This window comes from Caulobacter sp. FWC2 (genome assembly GCF_002742625.1).
Taxonomy (GTDB): Bacteria; Pseudomonadota; Alphaproteobacteria; order Caulobacterales; family Caulobacteraceae; genus Caulobacter.
Window position 1 is genome coordinate 529,971 of sequence record NZ_PEBF01000001.1, and the last position, 26,999, is coordinate 556,969.

The 26,999-nt window shown below is 68.6% G+C and carries 23 protein-coding genes; 18 read left to right on the forward strand and 5 right to left on the reverse strand.

Annotated features, from left to right (window positions below):
- The first annotated feature begins 1 nt into the window (after position 1).
- The 7 genes from CSW62_RS02585 to CSW62_RS02615 all read left to right on the forward strand — a co-directional run bounded on the left by CSW62_RS02585 (position 2) and on the right by CSW62_RS02615 (position 8,221).
- Entirely contained in the window at positions 2 to 1,573 is a 1,572-nt protein-coding gene (locus CSW62_RS02585; RefSeq protein ID WP_099575646.1) for an alkaline phosphatase, read from the forward strand.
- Positions 1,574 to 1,695: 122 nt separating this feature from the next.
- On the forward strand, positions 1,696 to 2,277 hold the full coding sequence (locus CSW62_RS02590; RefSeq protein ID WP_099575647.1) for an RNA polymerase sigma factor: 582 nt from the start codon (positions 1,696 to 1,698) through the stop codon (positions 2,275 to 2,277).
- Positions 2,252 to 3,196: a FecR family protein gene (locus CSW62_RS02595; RefSeq protein WP_099575648.1), complete on the forward strand. Its 945-nt coding sequence runs from the start codon at positions 2,252 to 2,254 to the stop codon at positions 3,194 to 3,196. The genes CSW62_RS02590 and CSW62_RS02595 overlap by 26 nt, the downstream gene beginning before the upstream one ends.
- Before the next feature lie 108 nt (positions 3,197 to 3,304).
- A complete protein-coding gene (locus CSW62_RS02600; RefSeq protein ID WP_099575649.1) occupies positions 3,305 to 6,370 on the forward strand; it encodes a TonB-dependent receptor in 3,066 nt (1,021 codons plus the stop codon).
- 81 nt (positions 6,371 to 6,451) lie between these two features.
- Positions 6,452 to 7,549, forward strand: a complete 1,098-nt coding sequence (locus CSW62_RS02605; RefSeq protein WP_099575650.1) for a pectinesterase family protein — start codon at positions 6,452 to 6,454, stop codon at positions 7,547 to 7,549.
- A 107-nt stretch (positions 7,550 to 7,656) separates the two neighbouring features.
- Positions 7,657 to 8,037 (forward strand): hypothetical protein, encoded by a 381-nt coding sequence (locus CSW62_RS02610; protein ID WP_099575651.1) that lies wholly within the window; start codon positions 7,657 to 7,659, stop codon positions 8,035 to 8,037.
- 19 nt (positions 8,038 to 8,056) lie between these two features.
- A complete protein-coding gene (locus CSW62_RS02615) occupies positions 8,057 to 8,221 on the forward strand; it encodes a DUF2256 domain-containing protein (RefSeq protein ID WP_099575652.1) in 165 nt (54 codons plus the stop codon).
- Positions 8,222 to 8,249: 28 nt separating this feature from the next.
- Here the strand turns inward: CSW62_RS02615 and paoC are convergent, their stop codons facing one another.
- The 3 genes from paoC to paoA are packed head-to-tail and all read right to left on the reverse strand — an operon-like array spanning position 8,250 to position 12,044.
- Positions 8,250 to 10,448: an aldehyde oxidoreductase molybdenum-binding subunit PaoC gene (gene paoC, locus CSW62_RS02620; RefSeq protein ID WP_099575653.1), complete on the reverse strand. Its 2,199-nt coding sequence runs from the start codon at positions 10,446 to 10,448 to the stop codon at positions 8,250 to 8,252.
- 4 nt (positions 10,449 to 10,452) lie between these two features.
- Positions 10,453 to 11,403 carry a xanthine dehydrogenase family protein subunit M gene (locus CSW62_RS02625; RefSeq protein WP_099575654.1) on the reverse strand — a complete coding sequence of 317 codons (951 nt, stop codon included), beginning with the start codon at positions 11,401 to 11,403 and terminating at the stop codon, positions 10,453 to 10,455.
- Entirely contained in the window at positions 11,400 to 12,044 is a 645-nt protein-coding gene (gene paoA, locus CSW62_RS02630) for an aldehyde dehydrogenase iron-sulfur subunit PaoA (protein WP_099575655.1), read from the reverse strand. The genes CSW62_RS02625 and paoA overlap by 4 nt, the downstream gene beginning before the upstream one ends.
- 659 nt (positions 12,045 to 12,703) lie before the next feature.
- Here paoA and CSW62_RS02635 point away from each other — a divergent pair.
- From CSW62_RS02635 to CSW62_RS02685, 11 genes are all read left to right on the forward strand, one after another.
- Entirely contained in the window at positions 12,704 to 13,324 is a 621-nt protein-coding gene (locus tag CSW62_RS02635) for a lytic transglycosylase domain-containing protein (protein WP_199170501.1), read from the forward strand.
- A gap of 11 nt (positions 13,325 to 13,335) precedes the next feature.
- Entirely contained in the window at positions 13,336 to 13,656 is a 321-nt protein-coding gene (locus CSW62_RS02640; RefSeq protein ID WP_099575656.1) for a TrbC/VirB2 family protein, read from the forward strand.
- Between the two features lie 3 nt (positions 13,657 to 13,659).
- Positions 13,660 to 13,947, forward strand: coding sequence for a type IV secretion system protein VirB3 (locus CSW62_RS02645; protein ID WP_056045755.1), 288 nt, complete (start codon positions 13,660 to 13,662; stop codon positions 13,945 to 13,947).
- A complete protein-coding gene (locus CSW62_RS02650; protein WP_099575657.1) occupies positions 13,926 to 16,313 on the forward strand; it encodes a VirB4 family type IV secretion/conjugal transfer ATPase in 2,388 nt (795 codons plus the stop codon). Before CSW62_RS02645 ends, CSW62_RS02650 begins: the two co-directional genes overlap by 22 nt.
- A complete protein-coding gene (locus CSW62_RS02655) occupies positions 16,313 to 17,482 on the forward strand; it encodes a type IV secretion system protein (RefSeq protein WP_099575658.1) in 1,170 nt (389 codons plus the stop codon). The genes CSW62_RS02650 and CSW62_RS02655 overlap by 1 nt, the downstream gene beginning before the upstream one ends.
- Positions 17,479 to 18,252 (forward strand): TrbG/VirB9 family P-type conjugative transfer protein, encoded by a 774-nt coding sequence (locus CSW62_RS02660; protein WP_199170502.1) that lies wholly within the window; start codon positions 17,479 to 17,481, stop codon positions 18,250 to 18,252. The genes CSW62_RS02655 and CSW62_RS02660 overlap by 4 nt, the downstream gene beginning before the upstream one ends.
- Positions 18,249 to 19,349, forward strand: a complete 1,101-nt coding sequence (locus tag CSW62_RS02665; RefSeq protein ID WP_099575659.1) for a TrbI/VirB10 family protein — start codon at positions 18,249 to 18,251, stop codon at positions 19,347 to 19,349. The genes CSW62_RS02660 and CSW62_RS02665 overlap by 4 nt, the downstream gene beginning before the upstream one ends.
- Positions 19,346 to 20,326, forward strand: a complete 981-nt coding sequence (virB11, locus tag CSW62_RS02670; RefSeq protein WP_099575660.1) for a P-type DNA transfer ATPase VirB11 — start codon at positions 19,346 to 19,348, stop codon at positions 20,324 to 20,326. The genes CSW62_RS02665 and virB11 overlap by 4 nt, the downstream gene beginning before the upstream one ends.
- A gap of 78 nt (positions 20,327 to 20,404) precedes the next feature.
- Positions 20,405 to 22,126 carry a DUF1800 family protein gene (locus tag CSW62_RS02675; protein ID WP_099575661.1) on the forward strand — a complete coding sequence of 574 codons (1,722 nt, stop codon included), beginning with the start codon at positions 20,405 to 20,407 and terminating at the stop codon, positions 22,124 to 22,126.
- An 8-nt stretch (positions 22,127 to 22,134) separates the two neighbouring features.
- Positions 22,135 to 23,502 (forward strand): DUF1501 domain-containing protein, encoded by a 1,368-nt coding sequence (locus CSW62_RS02680; protein ID WP_099575662.1) that lies wholly within the window; start codon positions 22,135 to 22,137, stop codon positions 23,500 to 23,502.
- Between the two features lie 40 nt (positions 23,503 to 23,542).
- Positions 23,543 to 24,550: an acyltransferase gene (locus CSW62_RS02685; protein WP_099575663.1), complete on the forward strand. Its 1,008-nt coding sequence runs from the start codon at positions 23,543 to 23,545 to the stop codon at positions 24,548 to 24,550.
- Here CSW62_RS02685 and nhaA read toward each other — a convergent pair.
- Both nhaA and CSW62_RS02695 read right to left on the reverse strand, forming a co-directional pair.
- Positions 24,547 to 25,704: a Na+/H+ antiporter NhaA gene (gene nhaA / locus CSW62_RS02690; protein ID WP_099575664.1), complete on the reverse strand. Its 1,158-nt coding sequence runs from the start codon at positions 25,702 to 25,704 to the stop codon at positions 24,547 to 24,549. The two genes, CSW62_RS02685 and nhaA, sit on opposite strands and share 4 nt — an antisense overlap.
- A gap of 2 nt (positions 25,705 to 25,706) precedes the next feature.
- A complete protein-coding gene (locus CSW62_RS02695; RefSeq protein WP_099575665.1) occupies positions 25,707 to 26,996 on the reverse strand; it encodes a DUF5690 family protein in 1,290 nt (429 codons plus the stop codon).
- Between the last annotated feature and the right edge of the window lie 3 nt (positions 26,997 to 26,999).

Consider the following 26,999-nt stretch of genomic DNA (forward strand, 5'->3'; position numbering starts at 1 on the left):
CATGTCTTCGCTTACCCTGAACCGCCGCGCGCTGCTGTCCGGCCTGGTCGTCGCCCCGGCCTTGCTGCGCTTCGGCCAGGCCCGAGCCGGCGGCGCCTATGTCTTCCCGCTCGGCGTGGCCAGCGGCGATCCGTCCCCCGACGGCATGGTGCTGTGGACCCGTCTGGCGACCGATCCCCTGGCTCCCGACGGCCTGGGCGGCATGGGCGCCGCCGTCCCCGTTCGCTGGGAAGTGGCCGCCGACGAGGCCTTCCGCCATGTGGTCACGGCCGGCGACACGACGGCCGAGCCCGCCGGCGCGCACAGCGTCCACGTCGAGGTCGCGGGCCTGCGCCCCGGCCGCCCGTACTGGTACCGCTTCACCGCGCTGGGCCAGCAGAGCCCGGTCGGCCGCACCCGCACCGCACCGGCCGCGAACGCCGACATCGACCGCCTACGCCTGGCCGTGGCCTCCTGCTCGCACTGGGAGCGCGGCTATTTCAGCGCCTATGGCCACATGGCCGACGAGAACCCGGACCTGACCCTGTTCCTGGGCGACTACATCTACGAATATTCGATGGGGCCGGACCGCAAGGACCAGGTCGTCCGCCCCTACGGCCTGGAAGAGGCCACCACCCTGGCGGGCTACCGCAACCGCTACGCCCTGCATCGCACCGACGCCAATCTGCAGCGCCTGCACCATGTCGCGCCCTGCCTGGCGACCTGGGATGACCACGAGATCCAGGACGACTATTCGGGGATCTGGTCCAAGACGCCCGGCGTCTCGCCGGATAGCTTCCGCCGCCGCCGGGCGGCCGGCTACCAGGCGTTCTACGAGGCCATGCCGATCCGCCGCACGCGTCTGGACGCGCGGCTGCAGATGCCGATCTACCGCCGGGTTCGCTACGGCAAGCTGGCCGAGTTCTTCATGCTGGACGGCCGCCAGTACCGCTCGCGCCAGCCTTGCGCCGACGGTCCGGGCGGTGGCAAGGGCCAGATCGTCACCGACGCGGCCTGCCCCGATCGTCGCGACCCGGCCCGCACCTTCCTGGGCTTCGACCAGGAGCGCTGGCTGTATGACGGCCTGGCCAACACCCAGGCGCGCTGGACGGTGCTGGGCCAGGACCTGGTGATGGCCGGCCTGCGCTTCGGCGACGGCGGCCCCGACACCAAGTTCTGGACCGACACCTGGGACGGCTTCCCCGGCGCCCGCGACCGCCTGGCCCAGGCGATCACGACGCTGAAGCCGCGCAACCCCGTGGTGCTGAGCGGCGACTACCACTCGTTCTGGACCAACGACGTCAAGCTGAACGCCGACGATCCGACCTCGGCCACCATCGCCACCGAGTTCGTCGGCACCTCGATCACCTCGTCGGGGCCGCCCTATGAAGGCCTGATGGCGGTCATGCCCAACAATCCGCAGATCAAGTTCTTCGACAGCCGGGTGCGCGGCTACATGTCGATCGACGTGGCGCGAGACCGGATGACGACCCGCTACAGGGTCATCTCTGACGTCCGCGACCCCCGCGCCACGGTCGCTACGCTCAACACCTGGGTCGTCGAGGACGGCCGCGCCGGCGCGACGAAGGTCTGAGGCCGCTCGCGACAACGCGCGGCGGGACAAGGCGCAAGCGATGATGGACGCGCGTCTAAGTTTGACGGAAAACCCGCGGCCGTGCATCGCAGAGGGGAAGACCCATAACAAGGCGGGGAAACGTGTCGGAAGGGCGCGCGCGCATCGTGGCGTGGCTGGGGCGGGAAATCCTGCCCCATGAAGCGGCCGTGCGCGTCTGGCTGCGGCGTTCGTTCGCCGCCGCCGGCGATGTCGACGATATCCTTCAGGAGACCTATTGCCGCTTGGCCGCTTTGAGCAACATCGACCACATCAGCGAGCCGCGCGGCTATTTCTTCCAGGCCGCGCGCAGCGTGGCCCTGGAGCAGATCCGCCGCGCCCGCGTGGTGCGCATCGAAACCGTCAGCGAGATCGAAGCGCTGGACCTGGCGCTCGAGGACCCGTCCGCCGAGCGCATCGTCTCGGGCCGGCGGGAGCTTGAGCGGGTGAGGGGCCTGATCGCGGCCCTGCCGGACCGGTGCCGCCGGATCTTCGAGTTGCGCAAGATCGAGGGCGTACCCCAGCGCGAGATCGCCCGACGGCTGGGCGTCAGCGAACACGTCGTCGAAAACGAGTCGGTGCGGGGGCTGCGCGCCATCCTCACGGCCATGACCGAACAGGATGCGTCGACAGGCGCGCACGGAGCCAGAGAGAAGACCGATGGTCGAACGCGAAAGCGCCGCTGACATCGAGGCGGACGCCGCCCGGTGGGTGGTCCGCGTCGACCGCGACGGCGAGGCCGTCCGCTCCGACCTCGACGCCTGGCTGGCCGGCGATCGCCGGCGTGTGGGCGCCTATGCCCGGGCCGAGGCCGGCTGGACCCGTCTGGACCGAGGCCGCGCCTTGGGGGGACAATCGCCGGCCGGAGCAGAACATGCGCGCCCGCGTCGTCGAGGCGTCCTGGCGGGCCTCGGCGCCATGGCCGCGGGTCTCGCAGGCCTGGTGGTCGCTCCGCGCCTGCTGGCCAAGCGCTACGACACGACCTTGGGCGAGATCCGCCGCGTGCCGATGTCCGACGGCTCGGTGGCGGCGATCAACACCAGCTCCGAGCTGGAGGTGAACATGCAGCCGAGACTTCGCGCCGTGAAGCTGCAGCGCGGCGAGGCCTGGTTCGCGGTGGCCAAGGACGTCGATCGTCCCTTCGTCGTCGAAAGCGGCCCGGTCCGCGTCCGGGCGGTCGGCACGGCCTTTTCGGTGCGCAAGCGCGAGGGCGGCAGCGACGTCCTGGTCACCGAAGGCGTGGTCGAGGTCTGGACCAAGGACGGTAAGACCCCTCCGCGCCGTGTCGCCGCCGGCGAACGGGTCTTCGCCAACAACGATACGGGGGTCTTGGTCCCGCCGGAGGCTGACGATGATCTGGCCCGGCGACTAGCCTGGCGTGACGGCCAGATCGTGCTGGACGGGCAGACGCTGACCGAGGCCGCGGCCGAGTTCAACCGCTACAACGACCGCAAGATCGAGATCGCCGACGCCCGTCTGGCGGACGCGCGCTTCGTGGGCTGGTTCCGCACCAACGACCCGGAAGGCTTCGCGCAAGCCGCCGCCGCCACCTTCAACGGCAAGGTCGCGCTTGGCGCCGACGCCATCGTCCTGCGGGGCCAATAGGGCCTCCTGCAAAAAAATTGACCGATGCCTGACGGAAACCGGTTTCCGCCGCATCGCTCCAGACAGGCGTTCCAAGAAGCGCCGTTTGAACCACAGAGGGAGGGGCGCATGCGGACGTCGCTGCGTACTTACGAAAAGTCCTGTTTGATGCTCGCGGCCGGCGCCAGCGCGCTTTTGGCCGCGTCCGGGGTTCACGCCCAGGTCCGCAAGTTCGACGTGCGCGAGCAGTCCGCCGCCACCGGCATTCCCCAGTTCGGCAAGCAGGCCGAGCTGCAGATCCTGGCCCCGCAGAGCGCGGTCGCCGGCAAGCGCGTCAACGCCGTGCAAGGCGCCTATACCGTCGAAGAGGGTCTGGCGCGCCTGTTGCGAGGCGCGGACCTGACCGTCGTGTCCAACAACGGTCGCACCGCGGTTCTGGGCCAGGCCGCCTCGCTGCAGCTGGCGTCCGCCGCCGCCGCGCCGATGATCGCCGTTCAGGCCGCTGATCCGGTCTCGGCGCCGCAGCAGGAGGCCTCGTCCGAGGTCGAGGCCGTGGTCGTCACCGGCTTCCGCGCCAGCCTGCAGAGCGCCATGAACCTCAAGCGTCGCGCCAGCGGCGTGGTCGATGTCATCAAGGCCGAGGACATCGCCGACTTCCCGGACGCCAACCTGGCCGAGTCGATCCAGCGCGTGCCGGGCGTCTCGATCGCCCGCGACGCCGGCGAAGGCCGCCAGATCACCGTTCGGGGCCTGGGTCCGCAGTTCACCCGCGTGCGCATCAACGGCGTCGAGGGGCAGAGCACCGCCAGCGGCACCGACAGCTCGGGCGGCGCCAACCGCAACCGCGCGTTCGACTTCAACGTCTTCGCCTCGGAACTCTTCAACAGCATCACGGTGCGCAAGACCGCCTCGGCCCAGACCGAGGAAGGCTCGCTGGGCGCCACCGTCGACCTGCAGACCGGCCGCCCGTTCGACTACAAGGGCGCGACCCTCGTGGTCTCGGCCCAGGAGGGCTATAACGACCTCTCCAAGTCGTGGGACCCGCGTTTCGCGGTCCTGGCCTCGAACACCTGGCTCGACGGCAAGCTCGGCGCGCTCGTCTCGGTCGCCTATACCGAGCGTGGCCTGCTCGAAGAGGGCCACGGTTCGGGCGGCTGGCTGAACGGGACGGAGGCCGGCGGCTTCAATCCCGCCTCCACCTTCAAGCCGGCCAGCACGGCCTCGGTCTTCACGCCCCGCTTCCCGCGTTACGGCCGTCTGAGCCATGAGCAGAAGCGCCTGGGCGTCACCGGTTCGGTCCAGATGCGGCCGGACGACAAGACCCTGATCGGCGTGGACGTCCTCTATTCGGACTTCAAGGCCACGCGCGAGGAGAACTGGCTCGAAGCCCTGTCCTTCGCCCGCAACGCCTCGCAGGGCGGCCGCCCCGAGATCATCGTCCGCGACGGCGTGGTCAATTCGAAGGGCGACATGGTCTACGGCCTGTTCGACGATGTGGACGTCGAGAGCGAAACCCGCTTCGACAAGCTGGACACCAAGTACAGCCAGGCCACGTTCACGGCCGAGCACCAGTTCGGCGACCGCTTCAAGCTGAGCGGCCTGGCGGGCTTCTCGAAGTCGGACTTCGACAACCCGATCCAGACGACGGTGATCCTGAACCGCGAGAACGCCGACGGCTTCTCGTATGACTATCGGGTCAATCCGAACCTGCCGGCGATGAACTTCGGCTTCGACGTCACCGATCCGTCGGCCTACAATTTCGGCGCGGCGCGGTCGGAGATCCGTCTGCGGCCGCAGGGCGTGACCAACAAGATCGCGACCGCCCAGCTGGACGGCGACTATCGTCTGAACGACGGCCTGAACCTGAAGGTCGGCGTCAACTTCAAGAAGTACAACTTCGACTCCTGGGCCCAGGCCCGGGTCAACGAGTCCGTCGTCCCAACCCTGCCGGCCGGCGTGACGCTGAACAGCCTGACCAAGTTGGTCTCGGGCTTCGGCCACAACCTCGGCGCCTCGGGCATCCCCACCAGCTGGGCCGCGCCGGACCTCGACGCCTTCGCCAAGCTGTTCAACATCTACAGCGGCACGGGCCTGTTCGAGCTGAGCGGCGCCTCCAACGCCAATGCGCGCGGCAATATCCGCAGCGTCGAGGAGAAGGACAGCGCCGCCTACGCGCAGCTGGACTTCCGCACCGACCACTTCGCCTGGCCGATCCGCGGCGATATTGGCGTCCGCTATGTGAAGACCGAGCAGAGCTCGACCGGCTATCAGCTGGTCGCCGGTGCGGCCCAGCAGGCCACCGTCAAGCGCGACTATGACGACATCCTCCCGGCGCTGAACGTCACGGCCGAGGTCACGCCCGACTTCCTGCTGCGTTTCGGCGCGGCCAAGGTGATGACCCGTCCGAACCTGGGCAGCCTGACGCCGGGCGGCAGCCTGTCGACGGTGGGCGTGTTCAGCGTCAGCTCGGGCAACCCGAACCTGAAGCCGATCCGCGCCACCACCTACGACCTGTCGGCCGAATGGTACTTCGCCAAGGATGCGCTGCTGTCGGTCGGCCTGTTCTACAAGGACATCGACACTTACATTCAGACCTCGCGCATCTCCCAGCCCTTCAACGCCTCGGGCCTGCCGCTGAGCCTGCTGGACGGCCTGGGCGTCTCGGCTGGCGACACCTTCCTGTTCAGCCAGCCTGTCAACACCAAGGGCGGTCCGCTCAAGGGCGTCGAGATCAGCTATCAGCAGCCGTTCAGCTTCCTGCCGGGCGTGCTGAGCCACACCGGCGCGATCTTCAACGTGACGGTGGTCGACTCCAAGATCGACTACATCTCGGCTCGCTCGCCGACCGGCTTCGTCCAGAACGACCTGGTGGGCCTGTCGAAGAACGCCTTCAACGCCACGCTCTACTACGAGGACGAGGCGTTCAGCGCCCGCGTCTCGGCGGCCTATCGCGACAAGTACCTGACCGCCGTGCCCAGCGGCACCAGCACCAACGACATCGACGGCGTGCGTTCGATCACCACCATCGACGCCTCGGCGTCGTATGCGATCAACAAGCAGTTGAAGCTGACGTTCGAGGGGCTGAACCTCACCGACGCCTTCAACAATCAGTACACGGACAGCAATCGCGATAGCGTCTACGTCTATTCGCACACCGGCCGTCAGTTCAACTTCGGCCTGCGGTACGCGTTCTAGACCAGCTATTCCTCCTTCCGAGGAATCTTGGGCGTCGGCTGTCCTCCCGGCCGGCGCCCGCCCCCTTTCGAAAGAGGCGTCATGTCGCAGATCTCTCCCTCGCGCCGCAGCGTCTTGGCGGGCGCGGCGCTGATGGTTCCGGGCGTCGCGATCGCCGCGCAGCGCTTTGACGCCGTGCTCTGGCGAGGGGAGGGGCGGCCTCCGGTCTCGGCCCCCGCCTATGCCAGTCTCTCGGCGGCGGTCGCGGCCGCGCCGGCCGACGGCAAGACGCCGTATCGGATCCTGGTCACCCGCGGCGTCTGGGACGAGCAGGTCGTCATCGACAAGCCGTTCGTCCACCTGATCGGCGAGGACCGCAAGGCCTCGGTGATCAGCCACCTTGCGGCCTCGGGCCTGACCGCCCCGGACGGCAAGCGTTGGGGCACCTTCCGCACCCCGACCCTGTTCGTGCGTGCGCCCGACTTCGCCGCGCGAAACCTGACCATCCAGAACGCCTTCGACGGCCTGGCCGAGATGAGCAAGCCGGGCGGGCTTCACTCGCATGACGGCGGCGGCCCGCAGGCCGTGGCCCTGATGCTGGACAAGGGCTCGGACCGCGCCCGCCTGACCGAGGTCGACATCCTGAGCTATCAGGACACGCTGTTCCCGGACGCCGGATCCAGCCTGTTCGAACGCTGCCTGATCACCGGCAGCTACGACTTCATCTTTGGCGCGGGGCGGGCCTATTTCGAGGGGTGCGAGATCCGCTCGCGGCCGCGTCCCGTCGACCCGGTCGACGGCTACATCGTCGCGCCCAGCACGCCGCTCAACCAGCCCTTCGGCTTCGTGTTCCAGGGATGCCGACTGACCAAGGAAGCCGGCGTCAAGACGGGGTCGGTCTATCTGGGCCGCCCCTGGCGCCCCTCCAGCCAGTTTCCCGACGGCCGCTACGGCGATCCGAAATACGTCGGCATGGCCGCCTTCCTCGACTGCTGGATGGACGACCACATCGCCCCGGCCGGCTGGACCGAGATGTGGTACACGGGCAAGGACGGCAATCCTCGCACCATGCTGCAGCCCGAGGACGCTCGCTTCTCGCAGTATCGGCCAACCGGGCCCGGCGCGGGCAAGCTGTCCCGGGGCCGCTGGCTGTCACGGGCGCAGGCGCGAGCCATGACCAAGGCCGCGGTGCTCGCCTGACGATCCTCGCGCTCGAGCCTCTATGGCGGTGGCAAAGCGACAAAGACGCATCCGGCTGAGCTTGGCGCGCGTAGATGGATCAGAGGTCCTTCTGCGGAGAACGCGCGATGCTACCGATGATCTTCGCCCTGGCCCTGAGCGCCGCGCCGGCGCCGCAATCCAACGCGATGGGGGGAGACTGGGTCGTCGATCTCTCCGCGAAGGAAAGCGAGCCCTACTTCAAGGGCATGAGTCTCGTTCTGGAGGCTGACGGTCGCGTCACGGGCAGCTTCTACGACAGCGCGATCGAGGCGGGCCGCTGGCGAGAAGCGCGCGGCCGCACGTGCGTCAGCTTCCGCACCAGCGAAGGCAAGGGTCCCTATCACACCAGCGCGTGCCTCAAGGGCGGCGCGGTCGAGGGGCAGACCTGGGCCGAGCACCGCAACTTTGTCTTCGTGTGGAACGCCCGGCGCGCCACGCCCGCCGACCGGGCCGCGCCGTGGTGGTGAGCGCCTAGGTTCGCCGGCAATGAAAGGCGCACATCGACCGAAAGCCGCCATAGCGCCTAAGATCTGCATGGCCTGCGGGCGTCCCTTCTCCTGGCGGCGCAAATGGGCGCGCGACTGGGAGCAGGTCAAAACCTGTTCGGAGCGTTGCAAGGGCGTGCTTCGGCAGGGCGCGCGCCAAGATTAGCGCCGCCCCCGCCCCCGCCGCCGCGACGTCACGCGATCGCGGGCATCTCCGCCAGCAGCTTGTCCAGCGTGACCGGATACTCCCGCACCCGAACCCCGGTGGCGTTGTAGATGGCGTTCGCCACGGCCGCCCCAACGCCGCAGATGCCCAGTTCGCCCACGCCCTTGGCCTTCATTGGTGAGGACATCGGGTCGGTCTCGTCCAGGAAGATCACCTCCTGGTGTGGGATGTCGGCGTGGACGGGCACCTCGTAGCCGGCCAGGTCGTGATTGACGAAGAAGCCGAGGCGCTTGTCGACGACCAGCTCCTCCATCAGGGCCGCGCCGGCCCCCATGGTCATGGCCCCGATCACCTGGCTGCGCGCGGACTTGGGGTTGAGGATGCGGCCGGCGGCGCAGACGGCCAGCATGCGGCGGATGCGGATCTCGGCCGTGACGCTGTCGACGCCGACCTCGACGAAGTGGCCGCCGAAGGTCGACTGCTGGTAGGTCTTGTCCAAGTCGCCATATTCCATGGTGTCCTCGACGACGAGCGGCGCATCGGCGGCGGCCTGGGACAGTGGCAGGCTCTGGTTGCCCAGCTTGACGCGGCCGTCGGAGAACTCGGCCGTGGCCGGATCGAGGCCGAGCTTGGTCGCTACGGCTTCGCGCAGCTTGACGCAGGCCGCGTAGACGCCCGCCGTCGAACTGTTGGCGCCCCACTGGCCGCCGGAACCGGCCGAGACCGGGAAGCTCGAGTCGCCCAGCTTCACCGTCACCTGGTGCAGGGGCACGCCCATCATCTCGGCGGCGGTCTGGGCGATGATCGTGTAGCTGCCTGTGCCGATGTCGGTCATGTCCGTCTCGACCACGACCTGGCCGCTACGCTCCAACCGCACGCGGGCCCCGGACTTCATGACCAGGTTGTTGCGGAAGGCGGCCGCCACGCCCATGCCGACCAGCCAGCGGCCATCGCGGACCTGGCCCGGACGTGCGCTGCGCTTGCTCCAACCGAATTTGTCGGCGCCGGTGCGCAGGCACTCGACTAGCTTGCGCTGCGAGAACGGCCGGCCGGGCTTCTCCGGATCGACCTGGGTGTCGTTGATCACGCGAAGTTCGACCGGGTCGAGGTTCAGCTTTTCGGCCAACTCGTCCATGGCGATCTCCAGGGCCATCAGGCCTGGGGCCTCGCCGGGCGCGCGCATGGCGTTGCCCTCGGGCAGGTCCAGGGTGGCCAGCCGCAGCTTCATCATCCGGCTGGGCGCAGCGTAGAGCAGGCGGGTCTGCTGGGTCGCGGTCTCAGGGCCGCCGCCGGGCAGGTCGCCGGACCAGCTCTCGTGGCCGATGGCGGTTAGCTTGCCGTCCGGCGTCGCGCCCAGGCGGATGCGCTGCACGGTGGCGGGGCGGTGGGTGGTGTTGTTGAACATCAGCGGCCGCTGCAGGGCGACCTTGACCGGACGGCCAGCGGCCTTGGCCCCCAGCGCGGCCAGGATCGCGTCGGCGCGGACGAACAGCTTTCCGCCGAAGCCGCCGCCGATATAGGGCGAGACCAGGCGGACCTTGTCCTTGGGAACGCCCAGCGTCTTGGCCACGTCGCCGTGGCCCCAGGCGACCATCTGATTGGAGGTCCAGACGGTCAGCTTGTCGCCCTTCCAGGCGGCGATGGTGGCGTGCGGCTCCATCATCGCGTGGGCGTGATCGGGCGTGGCGTAGGTGGCGTCCAGCTTGACCGGGGCCTCGGCGAACGCCTTGTCGAAATCGCCGACGGCGGTGTCGGGATTGTCCTTGCCGGCCGGCTGGGCGTCGTTCTTGCCGGCGGCCAGGTCGAAGCGGCCTTGCGCGCGGGCGTAGTCGACCTTGATCAAGGCAGCGGCGGCGCGGGCCTGTTCGAAGGTCTCGGCGACCACTAGGGCGACGGCTTGGTGATAGTGCTGGATCTCGGGTCCGCCCAGCAGGTTGGCGGTGTTGAAGTCGCCTTTGGTCAGCTTGCCGGCGCTCGCCGCGTTGACCACGGCCAGCACCCCGGGCGCAGCCTTGGCGCGGCTGATGTCCATCGAGACGATGCGGCCCTTGGCGATCGCCGCGCCCAGCACGTAGCCGTAGGCGACGTTCTCGAGGGCGTCATGGCGCTCATAGGCGTAGGGCGCTGCTCCCGTTGTCTTCAGCGGTCCGTCGATGCGGTCGGTCGGCTTGCCGATCACCTTCAACTGGTCGATCGGATTGGTCGTGGCGGGCTTGTCGAACTTCATGACTCTAGGCCCTCGCTTGGGTCATCGCCGCGCCCAGGGCGCGCTCGGCCAGGGTCAGCTTGAAGGCATTCTGCGCGGTGGTCTTGGCGCCGGTCAGCAACAGCTCTGACACCGGCTTGATCCCTTGCGGCAGGGCGCTCTCGGCCGCCTCGACCCGCCAGGGCTTATGGGCGACGCCGCCCAGGGCGACGCGACCCGAACCGTCCTTGTGCAGTATGGTCGCCACCGAGACGAGGGCGAAGGCGTAGGACGCCCGGTCGCGGATCTTGTGATAGGCGTGCGTCCCGCCGACAGGCCTGGGCAGGGTGACGGCGGTGATCAGCTCCCCCGGCGTCAGGGCCGTCTCGACGTGCGGCGTGGAGCCCGGCAGGCGATGGAAGTCGGCGATGGGAATGGTCCGGGTCGCGCCGTCCGGACGCACGGTCTCGACGCCGGCGTCCAGCACCCGCATGGCCACGGCCATGTCGGACGGGTGGGTGGCGATACAGGCCTCGCTGGTTCCCAGCACCGCCAGCGAGCGGGTGAAGCCGCCGATCGCCGAACAGCCCGCGCCGGGGTTACGCTTATTGCAGGGCATGTTGGTGTCGTAGAAGTAGGGGCACCGGGTCCGTTGCAGCAGATTGCCGGCGGTGGTGGCCTTGTTGCGCAGCTGGCCCGAGGCGCCGGACAGCAGGGCGCGCGAAAGAACGCCGTAGTCCTTGCGCACCCGCTTGTCGGCCGCCAGGTCGGTGTTGCGGACCAGGGCGCCGATGCGCAGGCCGCCGTCCGGAGTGGCTTCGATCCTGTCCAGCTTCAGGCCGTTGACGTCGATCAGCCGGCGGGGCGTCTCGATCTCCAGCTTCATCAGGTCCAGCAGGTTGGTGCCGCCGGCGATGAAGCGGGCGGTGGGGTCCTTGGCTACGGCCGCGGCGGCCTGGGCCGGGGTGCTGGCGCGCTCATAGGCGAAGGCTCTCATGCCATTTCCCCCTTGGAGAGGCCTCCCGCGACATCGGCGATGGCTTCGACGATGTTTGAGTAGGCTCCGCAGCGACAGATATTGCCGCTCATCCGCTCACGGAGTTCGGCCTCGGTCAGCTTCGGGTCTTTCGTGATGTCCTCGGTGACGTGGCTGGGCATGCCGGCCTTGATCTCCTCGAGTACCGCCTTGGCCGAACAGATCTGGCCCGGCGTGCAGTAGCCGCACTGGTAGCCGTCGTGCTTGACGAAGGCAGCTTGCAGCGGGTGCAGCCTGTCGGGCGTGCCCAGGCCCTCGATCGTGGTGACCTTGTCGCCCTCGTGCATGACCGCCAGGCTCAGGCAGGAATTGATCCGGCGTCCATCGACGATGACCGTGCAGGCGCCGCACTGGCCGTGGTCGCAGCCCTTCTTGGTCCCTGTCAGCTTCAGGTGCTCGCGCAGGGCGTCCAGCAGCGTGGTGCGGGTGTCCAGCGTCAGGGTCTGCTCGCGGCCGTTCACCTCGAAGGCGACCTTGACCAGGCTGGGGGCGTCGGCAGGGGCTGCGCTCGCGGCCTGCGCGGAGCCCGCCAGGGTCGCGGTCGCCGCGCCGGCGGCCATCAGATCGCGCCTCGACAAGCTGAGGTCTTCCACGTCGGCCATTCCATCCTCCGATCCTCCACCGCGCCCGACGCCATAAAGCGATAGGACGCGCCAGTGGTTGCGACACCAGCGTCACTTTCGGAGGTCAAGGCGTGTCCGCCCGTGAACTATGGAACTTTCGACGCAAGCTCGTAGGCCGCGCTCGTCGGTGGCCGATGCAGGCGCGTCCGCGCGTCAATGGAAGACGTTGTACCAGCCTATCAGCGCGATCATCACCCATCCGCTGAGCAGGCTGCCCGCGAAGTGACGCGACAGCCAGTTCCTGGTTTTGTTCAACGCTGACATGGAACACCCCTGACTAAACTGAACAGTACGCTGCCGGGTGATTCTATCCACAGGCAATCTCGTTCCGCGTGTTGCGGCAAAGTTTGTCGGAATTCGTGGTCTCGCCTTGTCCCCCACTGAAAGCAATGTGTGGCACCGTCTTCAGAGAGTTAAGAAATGGTTAACACACTTCCCGGGTTTAGTAGTCGGAATTTCGTTAAGCTTAAGTATGCCGGTCTGTTTTTTCTGTCCTTTTGACGCATTTCTGAAAATCCCAATGCGATGAAGTGCCGCATTACCCCGGTCTAATGCTGCGGGTACACATTGGTTAACCATGTTGAGTACACATTGGTTAAGCATACCGGTGGGGTATCCGTCGAGCTGAGGGGGCGTGCTTGGGCTTTGTCTTCACCCGTCAGGCCGCGTTCATGGTCGTGACCATGTTCATCGGCGGCCTGCTCGCACAGCCGGCCGGGGCCCAGGTGCTGGAGATCGGCGCCGACGGCGCGGTCACCCGCTTCGCCGGTCCCGCCGTCTTCACCGATGACGGCGCCAAGGCCTTGATCCAGGAAACGGTCGTGGCGGACGTCTCGAACGGCGCGGACGCTGTTCGCCAGCAGATCTCGACCGCCGCGAACGCCTACGCCCTCGACCCGAAGCTGGTCGAGGCGGTGGCCTGGCGCGAGAGCCGCTTCCATACCGGAGCCTTGTCGGCCAAGGGCGCGATCGGCGTGATGCAGCTGATGCCGGGCACGGCCCGCGATCTGGGCGTCGATCCGCACGACCCGGTCCAGAACATTCGCGGCGGCGCGCTCTATCTACGCCGGATGATGTCGGCGTTCGGCGGCGATGTCCGCCTGGCGCTCGCCGCCTACAACGCCGGCCCTGCCGCCGTTCGCAAGCATGGCGGGGTGCCGCCTTATGCCGAAACCCAAGCCTACGTGACCTCGATCCTTGGCCGCATGGCCACGACCGGGGCCGTTCTCGCCGTTCCCGTTCTCGGAGCCCCCCAGTGATGCCTAAAGTGATGCGTAAGATCTACCAGCCGAAAGCCGCCGCCCTGGCTACGGCCCTCATGGCAGCCGCCTCTCAGGCCCACGCCCAGGCCGTGCAGTCAGACCCGCAAGGCTCCAGCGCCCTGCTGGCCGGCGTCATGTGGCTGCAAGGCTCCCTGATGGGCAATGTCGCCACGGCCGTGGCGGTGATGGCTGTTGCCGCTGTCGGCTTCATGATGCTGACCGGCCGAATGAACTGGCGCTACGGCGCGACGGTCATCCTGGGCTGCTTCATCCTGTTCGGCGCCACGACGATCGTCAGCGGCATCCGCGCCGCCTCGGGCGCGGCGTAAGCCATGGCCGCCCCGCTGGATCGCGACGTGGTGTTCGGCGCCCTGACGCGCCCGCAGATGTTCGCGGGCGTGACCTACAGCTACTTCGTGATCAACGGGGTGGTGACGGCCGAACTCTTCCTGATCACCAAGTCGTTCTGGGCCATAGCGGCCGCGCTGGTGATCCACGCGATCGGCTACGCGGCGTGCCTGCGCGAACCGCGCATCTTCGATCTGTGGCTGACCAAGGTCAGCCGCTGTCCCCGCGTACCCAATTTCCGAGCCTGGCGATGCAACAGCTACAGCGCTTGAACCCCCGATCGATCAAGGCGAGCAAAGAGATCACGGCCGGCAAGCGCCTGCCGTACGCCCGCCACCTCGACGACGTCACGCTGGAGACGCGCGACGGCCTGCTGATGCAGGTGATCCACCTGGCCGGCCTGCCGTTCGAGACGGCCGACAGCGAAGAGCTGAACTACCGCAAGGCCGTCCGCGACGTGATGCTGCGGGGCCTCGCCAGCTCGCGCTTCGCCCTCTACCACCACGTGGTCCGCCGCCAGGTTGACGCCAGCACGCAAGGGGCGTTCCCGGACGCTTTCAGCGCCGCGCTGGACGCGACCTGGAGCGAGCGCCTGGCCGCGCGGAAGCTCTACGTCAACGACCTGTTCCTGACGATCGTCCGTCGTCCGTTGCAGGGCCATGGCGGCGTTATCGACGGTGTCCTGCGCGCCCTGAAGGGGACCGGCAAGGCCGAGGCCGCCGCCGTCCAGGCCGCCGACCGCCGCGAGCTGGACAGCGCCCGCGACAGCCTGATCTCGGCCCTGACTCCCTACGGCGCCCGCGTGCTGGGCGTCTATGACAGCGCCACGGGCCGCTGCTCCGAGCCGCTGGAATTCCTGTCCTGCCTCTACAATGGCGAGATGCGCCCGGTCCTCGCGCCGCAGGGCGACGCCGGCGAGTACCTGCCGTACCGCCGCGCCAGCTTTGGCCTGGAAACGCTGGAGCTTTCGCGCGCCGGCGCCCTGGCGCGCAGCTTCGGGGCCATGGTCTCGATCAAGGACTACCCCGCCCAGACCACGCCCGGGATGCTGGACGACCTGCTGCGCCTGCCGTGCGAAATGGTCATCACCCAGAGCTTCGGCTTCGTCGACCGCCAGCCGACCCTGGAGCGGATGAACCTGGCCCTGCGCCGCATGAAGGCGGCCGACGATGACGGCCTGTCGCTGCGCGCCGATCTGACCCGCGCCAAGGACGACGTTGTCTCGGGCCGCGCGGCCTTTGGCGAGCATCACCTGACGGTGCTGGTGCGCGGTGAGAGCCTGGATGGTTTGGACCGCTCGGCCGCCGAGGTGATGTCGGCCTTCACCGAGATGGGCGCCATCGCCGTGCGCGAGGACATCAATCTGGAGCCCGCCTTCTGGGCCCAGTTCCCCGGCAACTTCAAGGACATCGCCCGCAAGGCGCTGATCTCGACCGCCAATTTCGCCGGCTTCGCCAGCGGCCACAATTTCCCGGTCGGCCAGGCCGACGCCAACCACTGGGGTCCGGCCGTGACCTTGCTGGAGACCACGTCGGCGGGGCCGTACCACTTCAACTTCCACAAGGGGGACCTGGGCAACTTCACGGTCATCGGCCCTTCGGGCTCGGGCAAGACCGTGGTGCTGAACTTCCTGCTGGCTCAGGCCCGCAAGTACAGCCCGCGCATCGTGTTCTTCGACAAGGACCGGGGCGCGGAGATCTTCCTGCGCGCCATCGGCGGGCGTTACGAGAGCCTGCGTCCGGGCCAGCCGACGGGGTTCAACCCTCTGGCCCTGCCAGACTCGGCGGGCAACCGTCGCTTTCTCACGGAGTGGGTCGCCAAGCTGGCCGCGGTTCCAGGCGAGGCCCTGTCGGCCGACGACACCGCGCGGATCAAGGACGCCGTCGACGCCAGTTTCGACCAGGCCCCGGGCCTGCGCCGCCTGCGCTATTTCGCCGAACTGTTCCGAGGCGCCCGCCGTCCCGACGCCGCCGACCTCGCGGCCCGATTGGCGCCTTGGCACGGGACCGGCGAGCACGCCTGGCTGTTCGACAACGAGACCGACGGCCTCGACCTGGACGCCGCCACCCTGGGCTTCGACATGACCCAGCTGCTGGACGACCCCAGCTTGCGCACCCCGGCCATGATGTACCTGTTCCATCGCGTGGAGCAGCGCCTGGACGGCCACCCGACCCTGATCGTCATCGACGAGGGCTGGAAGGCCCTGGACGACGACGTCTTCGTGGCCCGCATCCGCGACTGGGAAAAGACCCTGCGCAAGCGCAACGGCGTGGTCGGCTTCGCCACCCAGAGCGCCCAGGACGCCCTGGAAAGCCGCATCGCCAGCGCCATCATCGAGCAGGCCGCCACCCAGATCTTCATGGCCAACCCCAAGGCCCAGGCCAAGGACTACTGCCAAGGCTTCGGCCTGACCCAGCACGAGTTCGAGCTGGTCAGGACCCTGCCAGACACCTCGCGCTGCTTCCTGATCAAGCACGGGACCGACAGCGTCGTCGCCCGCCTGAACCTGGCCGGTTCGCCCGAGCTGCTGACCGTGCTGTCGGGGCGCGAGACCAGCGTCCGCAAGCTGGACGCCCTGCGCGAACAGCTGGGCGATGATCCGAAGGCCTGGATGCCACATCTGGTGAAGGCCGCGTGATGGCGTCCTGCGCGCAACTCCCCGTCGACGCCCCGATGGTCCCGGGCCTGATCGGCTCGGTCGACTGCCGGGTTCATGACGTGGCCGAGAGCGGCTTCGCGGCTCTGGCCGGACCGGGATCGCCGGTCGGGTTGCTGCTGACCGGGCTGCTGACCCTCTATGTCGTGTTCGTCGGCTACCGCCTGATCCTGGGCCGCGGCGGACTTCGGGTCGGCGACGCGGCGCTGTCGATGCTGAAGATCGGCCTGATCGTCGCCCTGGCCACCAACTGGGGCCTGTTCCAGACCCTGGTCTACGACACCCTGACCAAGGCCCCGACCGAGCTGGGCGGCATCCTGCTGGACGGCCAGGCGCCGTTCGCCCGCTTGCAAGACGCCTTCGACGGCCTGCAGCAGTCGGCCACCCTGATGGCCAGCCGCGCCAGTGTTGGCGCCGCCGCCACGCAAGGCGGCCCGGGCTTCGGCGCCTTCGCGGTCAATACCGGCGGCATGACCCTGGTGCTGTCGACGCTGGGCGTACTGCTGGCGTCCAAGGTCGTGCTGGCCATCCTGCTGGCCCTGGCGCCTTTGGTCGTCGGCCTCGCCCTGTTCGAGGCCACGCGCGGCCTGGTCGAGGGCTGGCTGAGGGCGATGATCGCCCTGGCCATGACGCCGCTGGTCGCAACCCTGACCCTGTCGCTGGAACTGGCCATGCTGGCCCCGTCGCTGAGGGCGCTCGCCGAGGCCCGCGCGGCCCAGCAGTTCGCCCCCTTCGACATCAATCCTGCCGTGACGGTGCTGGTCCTGACCTCGGTCTTCGCCCTGGTCATGCTGCTGGCGATGATCGCCCTTTGCGTCGTCGCCGCCGGCCTGCGCCTGCCGCGCGGCCTGGCCGGCGCCGCGTGGTCGGATCGTAACGCCGCGTCGGAAGCGCCGCGCTACGCGACATCGCAGGTCGAGCCGATGAGCCGCGCCGCCACCATCGCCGCCGCCGCAGTGGCCATGGATCGCCGCGACCCCGCTGCTCCTTCATCCGACCCGGTGAGCACGCGGATGCTCAGCGTCGTCTCGGACCGCGCCTCAACCACGACCTCCGCCGCCCCGGCCGGTCCCGCCGCGCCGCTGGGTCAGACCTATCGCCGTACACCCGCCCCCCGCCGCGCCGCCTCCAGCGCCCGGAGAGACCAGTGATCCCCGCTTATCCCCGCACCCTTCTGGCCGCGCTGGCCGTGATCACCATTGGGGGCGTCGCCCTGGTCGGCCCCGCCCTGGCCACCGAGACCCCGCGCCCCGGCGCCGTCGACCCGCGCATCCGCACCGTCGCCTACGACCCCGACCAGGTCGTGCGCCTGACCGGCTATCTCGGCATCCAGACCATGCTGGAGTTCGCCGCCGACGAGCGGATCGAGAACGTCTCGATCGGCGACGCCATGGGCTGGCAAGTGACGCCGAACAAGAAGGCCAACCTGCTGTTCCTGAAGCCCCTGGACCGCACGGCCGTCACCAACATGACCGTGGTGACCGACCGCCGCCGCTATGTCTTCGAACTGGTCGTGGCGGGACCCAAGGCCTCGGCCAAGGACATGGCCTATGTTGTCCGGTTCCTGGTCCCGGCCCCCGCGCGGGTCGCGGTCATCGCGCCGCCGCCGGCTCCCCCTTCCGCGCCGGTGGCCCGCAACAGCGCCTTCACCCTGAAGGGCGACGCCGCCCTCCAGCCGACCCGCGTCTTCGACGACGGCGTCGCCACCTATTTCGCCTGGCCCGCCCAGGCCGACCTGCCGGCGGTGTTCGTGGTCGGCGCTGACGGGGTGGAGGGCCTGGCCAACGCGGCGGTCCGTGACGGCTACCTGGTCGTCGACCAGCTGGCCCCGCGCTTCATCCTGCGCTCGGGCAAGTCCAGCCTGACCGTGACCAACGCCGCCTTCAGTTCGCTTTCTCCGAAGGGGGAGGCGACCCGATGAGCGATCCCCGCCAGTCCGCCCAGGTCCAGCAGGACCTCGCCGCCGCCGACGCCCAGGCGCGTCCGGTGGTGGCCCGCGCTCACGCCGGCCTGCCGACGCCCGTGATCATGGCCGGCTTCGGCCTGCTCGGCGTCGGGGTTTTCCTGTGGATGACCGGCCACCGCGCCGACGCCCAGCCGCGTGCGCCGCGCAAGACCGAGGTCATCGCCGCCACCGCCCTGACCGCGCCCGTCGCCCCGCCGGCGGTCATCCCTGGTCCGCAGTTCACCGAGAACAATAGCCTGCCGCCGACCCCGGCCCAGGTCGCGGCGATGAACGCCGCGCCGCTGCCGCCGGCCCCGGCGGTTGATCTCGACCAGCGCCGCCGCGCCCCGACCCTGGTGGTCGACTTCGGCGGGGCTCCGACCCTGATCAAGGCTAGCGTCTCGACGGATCAAGCCACGCCGATGGTCGGCAAGGCCGCCGACACCGGCCTGAACGCCGACGAGAAGTTCGCCGATCGCGTCGGGACCAGCGACGCCGAGCCGGCCAAGGCCACGGCCATGCGCAATCTCGACGCCGTCATCCAGCAAGGCGCGGTGATCCCGGCGGTGATGGAGACGGCGATCAATTCCGACCTGCCGGGCCTGGCCCGCGCCATGGTCACCCGCGACATCAAGAGCTTCGACGGTTCCACCGTGTTGATCCCGCGCGGCAGCCGGGTGATTGGCCAGTACAAGTCGGGCGTGGCCATGGGCGCCTCGCGCGTCTTCGTGGTCTGGACCCGGGTGATCCGTCCGGACGGCGTCTCGATACAGATTGCGTCTCCGGCCGCCGACCCGCTGGGGCGCGGTGGCCTGGAAGGCAAGGTCGATCGCCACTTCTTCAGCCGTTTTGGCGGCTCGATCCTGATGTCGGTGCTGAACGCCGGTGTCGCTGCGATCGGCAACGCCCGCTCGACCTCGCAGATCTATATCGGATCGGCCTCCGAGGCCGCCAACCTGGCCGGCACGGTGATGAAGAGCGACCAGGTCGCCCCAACCATCCAGACGCCGCAGGGCGCGCCGGTGACGATCTTCGTGGCCCGCGACCTGGACTTCTCGGGTGTCCGCAAATGACCGCTCACGCCAAGCTTGGGGTCTATCTCGAGGCCTATCTGGCCCCGCTCGCGCCCTGGCTGGCCGAGCCGGCGGTGACCGACCTCTATGTGAACCGTCCGGGCGAGCTTTGGGTCGAGCGTCTCGGCGGCCTCGCCGAACGTGTCGAGGTCCCGGCCCTGGACGAGACCAACCTGTGGCGACTGGCCCGCCAGGTCGCCAGCCTGTCCAGCCAGGGCGTCAGCCGCGAGCATCCGCTGCTGTCGGCCGTGCTGCCCGACGGCGCGCGGGTGCAGGTCGTCGCCCCGCCGGCGACGCGCGAGGGTCTGGCCCTGGCGATCCGCAAGCACGTGGTCAGCGACCTCTCCCTGACCGACTACGCCGCGTCCGGCGCCTTCGACCAGGTCCTGGCGCCCAAGACCAACTCCGATGCGATCCTGCGCGCCTTCCTCGACGAGGGCGACATGCGCAGTTTCCTGGCCGGCGCCGTGCGGGCGGGCAAGAACATCGTCATCAGCGGCGGCACGTCGACCGGCAAGACCACCTTCCTCAACGCGCTCCTCAAGGAGGTCCCGCTCGACCAGCGCCTGGTGCTGATCGAAGACGTCCCCGAGATCCGCCTCATGCACCCCAACGCCGTCGGCCTGGTGGCCGTGCGCGGCGAGCAGGGCGAGGCGCGGGTCACGACCGAGGAGCTGCTGCAGGCCTCGCTGCGCCTTCGACCGGACCGCATTATCCTGGGTGAGCTGCGCGGGGCCGAGGCCTTCTCGTTCCTGCGCGCCGTCTCCAGCGGCCACCCCGGCTCGATGACCACAGTCCATGCCGACGATCCGGCGGGCGCGATCGACCAGCTGGCGCTGATGGCGCTGCAGGCCGGGGCCAATCTTCGCCGCGCCGACGTGGTCGATCACGTCCGGCGCGTCGTCGACGTCTTCATCCAACTTTACCGCCAGAACGGCGTCCGAGCGGTCAGGGAGGTCGTCTTCCAGGACCGCTAACCCCGCCTTTCCCTTCAACCTTTCCTGGTTTTCCAGCTTAAGGCGCGCTCGTCCTCGCGGCGCGTCAGGGACCTTGTCATGCGTAAGCAGTACTTTGGCTCGGCCGCTGCGCTGAGCCTGACTTTCTTCCTCGCGGCCTGTGGCGGCGGAGGTTCGAGCGGCACCGGATCGACCGACGGCGGCAAGCCGGCTTCGATCGCGACGGGCGGCAGCGGCGGCACATTTCCGTCTGCGCCCGAGCAATTTACCCGCGACGACGCCAGCCGCCTCGGCAAGCAGGCTAGCTTCGGGCCGACGCCCGAACTGATCGAGCACATCTACGCCCTGGGCGGCGCCGAGGCTTGGCTGAACGAGCAACTGGCGCTCTCGACCAGCACCTATGCCGACATCGCCGCCAAGCCGGTGCTGGGGAACGCCTGCTCGACTCTGACGGGTCAGGAGCTGACCAACTGTAACCGCGAGAACTTCTCGGCCACGCCGATGCAGATGCGGTTCTACGCCAACGCGATCGGCAAGGACGATCAGTTGCGCCAGCGGGTCGCTTTCGCCTTGTCGCAGATCGTGGTGGCCTCGGCCGTCGATGTCGCCAACACCGCCGGGCTGGCGACCTTCAACCAGATCCTGCTGGGCAACGCCTTTGGCAACTACCGGGACATCCTCAAGGCCGTCACCCTGAACCCGTACATGGGCGACTATCTCGACATGGCGGACAGCAACAAGACCCAGCCCAACGAGAACTACGCCCGCGAACTGATGCAGCTGTTCTCGGTCGGCACGGTGCTGTTGAATTCGGACGGCACGCCGCAGACCGACGGCGCCGGCGCGCCGATCGCCACGTACAGCAACACCGACGTCAAGGAAGTGGCGCGAGCGCTGAGCGGCTGGACCTATGCCCGACAGAATGGCGCCGCCCTGACCGACAACAACGCCCGCGACTTTACCCAGCCCATGGTGGTCGTCGCTTCTCGCTATGACACCGGCGCCAAGACCTTCCTGGGCAAGACCATACCGGCCAACGCGACCCAGCAGGCCAGCGTCGACGCGGTGGTGGACGCGGTGTTCAACCACCCCAACACCGGCCCCTACATCTGCAAGCGGCTGATCCAGCAACTGACCCTGGCCAATCCCACGCCGGCCTATGTCGGCCGCGTCGCCGCCGTCTTCGCCAACAATGGCGCGGGCGTGCGGGGTGACATGAAGGCGGTGGTCAAGGCGATCTACATGGACAGCGAAGCCCGCGCGGGCTCGCAGTTGCCGGGCAAGGTCAAGGAGCCTGTGCTGCTGGCCACCTCATTGGCCCGGGCGATCGGCTACACGACCGACGGCTACGCCTTCACCACTCGCGACGCCGGCATGGGCCAGGCCCCGTTCCGCGCGCCGTCGGTGTTCAACTACTACCCTTATGATTTCCCGCTGCCGCAAGGCGCGGGCCTGCTCAGCCCGGTCACCAAGCTGATGACCACGTCGACGATCACCGCCCGCCACAACTTCGTTTACGACTGGACCGTAGGCGGCGACGCCACGCGCGGCGAGTTCCAGAAGCCGGCGGCGATCACCTACGCCACCGGCACGGTTCCGAACTGGGCCAGCTGGGAAGCCAACGGCGCGGACGACGGCAAGACCATCACCCGTATAAACCTCGTCCTCCTGAACGGCACGATGACCGCCGCCCAGCGGCAGGCGCTGGTGACGGCCATGGCCGCCGTCAAGAACACCGACCCCGCCCTGCAGGCCCGCAAGCGCGCCCAGGTCGCCCTCTACATCGCGGCGTCCTCGCCGCTCTTCCAAGTCGATCGGTAGGCGTAACCATGACCGTTTCTCGTCGTGAAATCATGCAGATGGTCGCGGGCGGCTCGGCCGTCGCGGCCCTGGGTCAACTCGGCCTCTCCAGCGCCCTGGCGGCTGACACCGGCTCGTATCGCGCCATGGTCGGCGTCTTCCTGTTCGGCGGCAACGACGCCTGGAACATGGTGGCGCCCACCGACAGCCGTTACGCCGACTACGCCAAGCAGCGGGGAACGAGCCTCGCCCTCGCCCAAAGCAGCCTTGTGCCGCTGACGGGCACGGCCTTTGGTCTTCACGCGTCTATGAGCGCCCTCAAGCCGGTCTGGGATGACGGCGGCCTGGGTGTCGTGCTCAACACCGGCACCCTGTTCGCGCCCCTGACCAAGGCCCTGTACACCAGCCGCCCGGACCTGCGTCCGATCAACCTGATGTCTCACGAGGACCAGCAGAACCAGTGGCAAGGCATGAGCATGCGCGCCACGAACAAGGACGGCTTCATGGGGCGGATCAATGACCGCTCGGGCAGCACGTCCAACCTGCCGCCGCTGATCTCGATCGCCGGCTCGAACCTGGCCTTGATCGGCGACCGCACCGCACCGCTGATCCTGCCGTCCAGCGGCTCGATCGTTCGCAACGGCTACAACGCCGCCAGCACCGACGCGGCGGTGAAGGCCCGGCAGGCCGCCTTGGACGTCTTCGCCGACGCCGCGTCGTACGGGACGATCACCGACTTGACCGGGAGGGGCATGTCCTCGGCCTACGCCCAGGCCGTCCAGGCCAACGCCGTCGTCACCGCCACGACCTCGGCGGTGGACAAGTACTTCGTCAACCCGACCACGGGTGCGGCCCTCAACTCCGAGATTTCCCGCCAGCTGCTGCGCGCGGCCCGGATGATCGAGGCCCGCAATACTCTGGGTCACGCCAAGCAGACCTTCTTCGTCAGCCAGGGCGGCTACGACACCCACACCAACCAGTTGGCGTCGCATAACGGGCTCTACGCCGACCTCGCCAACGCCCTGGCCGGCTTCTACAACGCCATGAAGGCCCTGGGCCTGCAGGACAATGTCACGGCCTTCACGATGTCGGACTTCGGCCGGGTCTACAAAGGCAACGCCAGCGGCGGCAGCGACCACGCCTGGGGCTCGAACCACCTCGTGGTCGGCGGGGCGCTCGCCAACGGCAAGGTGCACGGACGCTATCCGGACGTGACTTTCGGCGGGCCGGAGGACGCCTCCAACGACGGCCGATGGATCCCCTCGATCGCCACCGAGGAATATGTCGGGGCCATCGCCCAATGGTACGGCGTCAGCGTCGCCGATCTGCCCTATGTGTTCCCAAATTGGAGCACATGGAACGGCGGCGGGCGCGGTCCCGTGCCGCTGTTCAGCTGACGGCTTGTCAGGCCGGGACGGGCGCCCTTAAGCAGGGAGCGTGTCTCGGCCCGGTTCAGCAGCGAATGGCTTCGATCACCTCCGGCTGATCGCGGCCGCGCTGGTGGTGATTCATCACGCACGCGTGCTGAACGGTGACGCGCCGTGGATGATCGGGTGGGGACCCGATCCGGGAACTCTGGGCGTCGGGATCTTCTTCGTGATCAGCGGCTATCTGGTGACCGCCAGCCTGCGCCGCACGCCCAGTGTCGGCGTGTTCCTGGCCAAGCGGTTGCTGCGCATCGCGCCGGGCCTGCTGGCCGCCCTGTCGCTGACCGCCCTCGTGCTGGGACCCTTGGTCAGCGGCCTGCCGGTCTCGGCCTATTTCGGCGGCGCCGCGCCGTTGCTCTATGTCCTGAAGAACCTCAGCCTCTACGCGGTGACCTACGACCTGCCGGGGGTCTTCGCGCACGCGCCGTATCCGAACGTGGTCAATGGCTCGCTCTGGAGCCTGCGGCTGGAGTTCACCGCCTATCTGGGCCTCGCGGCGTTGGGCGCGCTGAGGCTGGTCCGGGCGCCGGTGCTGGCGGGCTTGGCGCTGCTCGCGGCCGGGGCGTTCCTGGCCGTGCATCTCACCGGTCTGGACGCCCGCAGCGACCTGGCGCGGCTGGCCTCGCTGGCCACCTTGAACGGCTGGCTCTTCCTGTGCGGCGCGGCGCTCGAGGCGTTCGAGGTCAAGCCGCCGGCCTGGACGGCGATCGCGGGTCTTGTCCTTCTGCCGACGCCGGCCTGGTTCCTGGGATTGCCGCTGGCCGTCGTGGCCCTGGGCCGGATCACCGCGCCACGCCTGCCCGCCGACCTGTCCTACGGCCTCTACATCTACAGTTTCCCGCTGCAGCAGGTGCTGGCCGAGCACGGTCGCCTGAACCTGCTGACCTCGCTGGCCCTTGCCCTGCCGTTCGCGGCGGCGTCCTGGTTCCTGGTCGAGAAGCCGGCTCTGAAGCTGAAGGCGCGGCTGCCCGGCGCTGTTAGCCCCGCCTCCGCGCCGGTCGATCAGGCTCTCCCCTAAGCCCCGGGCTTGGCCAGCCGCAAGATCCCCATGCCGACCAGGGCCGAGGCCAGGGAGCCGGCCAGCACCCCGATCTTGGTCTCGTCGATCAGCAACGGGTCGGAGAAGGCCAGTCCGCCGATGAACAGGCTCATGGTGAAGCCGACGCCGCACAGCACCGCCACGCCGTAGAGCTGGCCCAGCGACGCGCCGCGCGGCAGTCGCGCCCAGCCCATCCGGACCAGGCCGAAGGTCACGCCGAACACCCCGACCTGCTTGCCGAGGAACAGCCCCAGCGCCACGCCCAGCGGCACGGGATCCAGCAGGGCCGAGAGGCCGATGCCGGCGAACGACAGCCCGGCGTTGGCGAAACCGAACAGCGGCGTGATGACGAAGGCGACCGGCTTGTGCAGGGCGTGCTCCAGCCGGTGGAGCGGCGAGTGGTCGTCGGCCCTCAGCGGGATGGTCAGGGCCAGGGCGACGCCGGCCAGGGTGGCGTGGATCCCCGACTTCAGCACCAGCACCCAAAGCACCGCGCCTAGCAGCAGATAGGGCCACAGGCTCAGCACCTTCAGGCGGTTCAGGGCGATCAGGACCAGCAGCACCGCCCCCGCGCCGGCCAGGGCCAGCAGGTGCAGCTGGGCGGTGTAGAACAGGGCGATGATCACGATGGCCGCCAGGTCGTCCATGATGGCGATGGCGGTCAGGAAGATCTTCAGCGAGGTCGGCACGCGCGGCCCCATCAGGGCCAGAACGCCCAGCGCGAAGGCGATGTCGGTGGCCGAGGGGATGGCCCAGCCGGCGATGCTGTCGGGGTGGCCGGCGTTGAAGCCCAGATAGATCGCCGCCGGCGCGATCACCCCGCCCAGGGCCGCCGCGCCGGGCAGCAGCACATCGGCGGGTCGGGATAGCTGGCCGTCCAGCACTTCGCGCTTGATCTCCAGCCCCACCAGCAGGAAGAACAGCGCCATCAGCCCGTCATTGATCCCGTGCTGCACGCTCATCGGCCCGATGGACTCGTGCAGCGCCGCGAAATAGGCCGGAGCCAGCGGGGAGTTGGCGACGACCAGGGCCAGGGCCGCGGCCGCCATCAGCACATAGCCGCCGGCCGCCTCGTCCTTCAGGAACGCGGCCAGCGCCCGGCGCGCACGCAGGCTGATCTTCAGCAGGGCCATACTCAAAGCCTCGACAGGAAACGGTTGGCGAAGAACAGGCCTACCAAACCGAGGCCGCAGGCGACATAGGCCCCTGACGCCAGGAACTGGCCCCAGGCGATATCGAAATGACCGAACGACTTCACCAGCAGCAGCGAGATGCTGCCCACATAGCCGAACGAGTCCGCCACATAGATCAGGAAGCCGGCGGTGCCGACCTTGCCGGTGGCGGCGATTATGCGGTCGAACAGCATGGCGTTGAAGGGCGTGTAGCCCATGTAGAGCCCGGCCCCGGCCAGGATCATCCACCAGACCGGCGGCAGCACGTGCAGCTGATAGGCCAGGGTCGAGGCGCCCAGCAGGATGAAGCCCAGGGCCACGAAGCCGATGTTGAAGGCCACCGCGCGGCGGTTGTCCTTGACCCCCATCAGGGCGGCCAGGCCGACCAGCACGATGGCCGCCACCGGCAGCTCCGACAGGGTGAAGATCGAGGCGGCGTTCGAAAAGCCCAGCTCGGCCCAGATCTCGGCCGAGAAGTTGTCGCGGACGTCGCGCAGGGCCGTCAGCATCACATAGACCGCGATCAGCAGGATCAGGGCCGGGGCGTGGGCGGCGAACAGGGCCGCGCGATCCTTGGCGTTCATCGGCGCGCGGCGCACGCGCTCGGCCTCGTCAGCCGGCGAGGGCGGCGGTAGCTGGGCCAGGGCGACCACGGCGATCAGCATCAGCGGCGCGAAGACCAGGCCCGACACGGCCGGCATCCACTTCTCGTCGACGTTGGACAGCAACAGCATCTTGCCGACCGACTTGGCCACGCCCGACGACAGGATGAAGCTGGCGCACAGCATGGCCCCCAGCACCTCGGTAAGACGACGGCCCTCGAGAAAGCCGAACACCAGGCCCCAGATCATGCCCAGGCACAGGCCGTTCAGGTACAGGGCCATCGGTCCAAGCGCCGTCGGCAGCAGGCCGAACAGCAGCAACGCCATCTGGGCCCCGAAGATCAGGGTGAGGATGGCGATGGCGCGGCGGCCAGCCTGCATTTCGGAGATCACCTTGACCCCGATGAACTTGGCGGTGGCGTAGCCGGCGACCTGGGCGATCACCAGGGCGATCTTGAAGTCGAAGGCGAACGGCCAGCCGTCGGGATGGGCGTAGGCGGCTGAGGTGAACGGCTTGCGATAGCCGAACATGGCGAAATAGACCGCGAACGACGAAAGACCGCCATAGAGGGCGAACACCCAGGGCGGGGCCGAGGCCAGAAAGCGGGTGACCGCGCCTTGCGGAAGGGTTCGATCGGCCGCTGCGTTCATGCT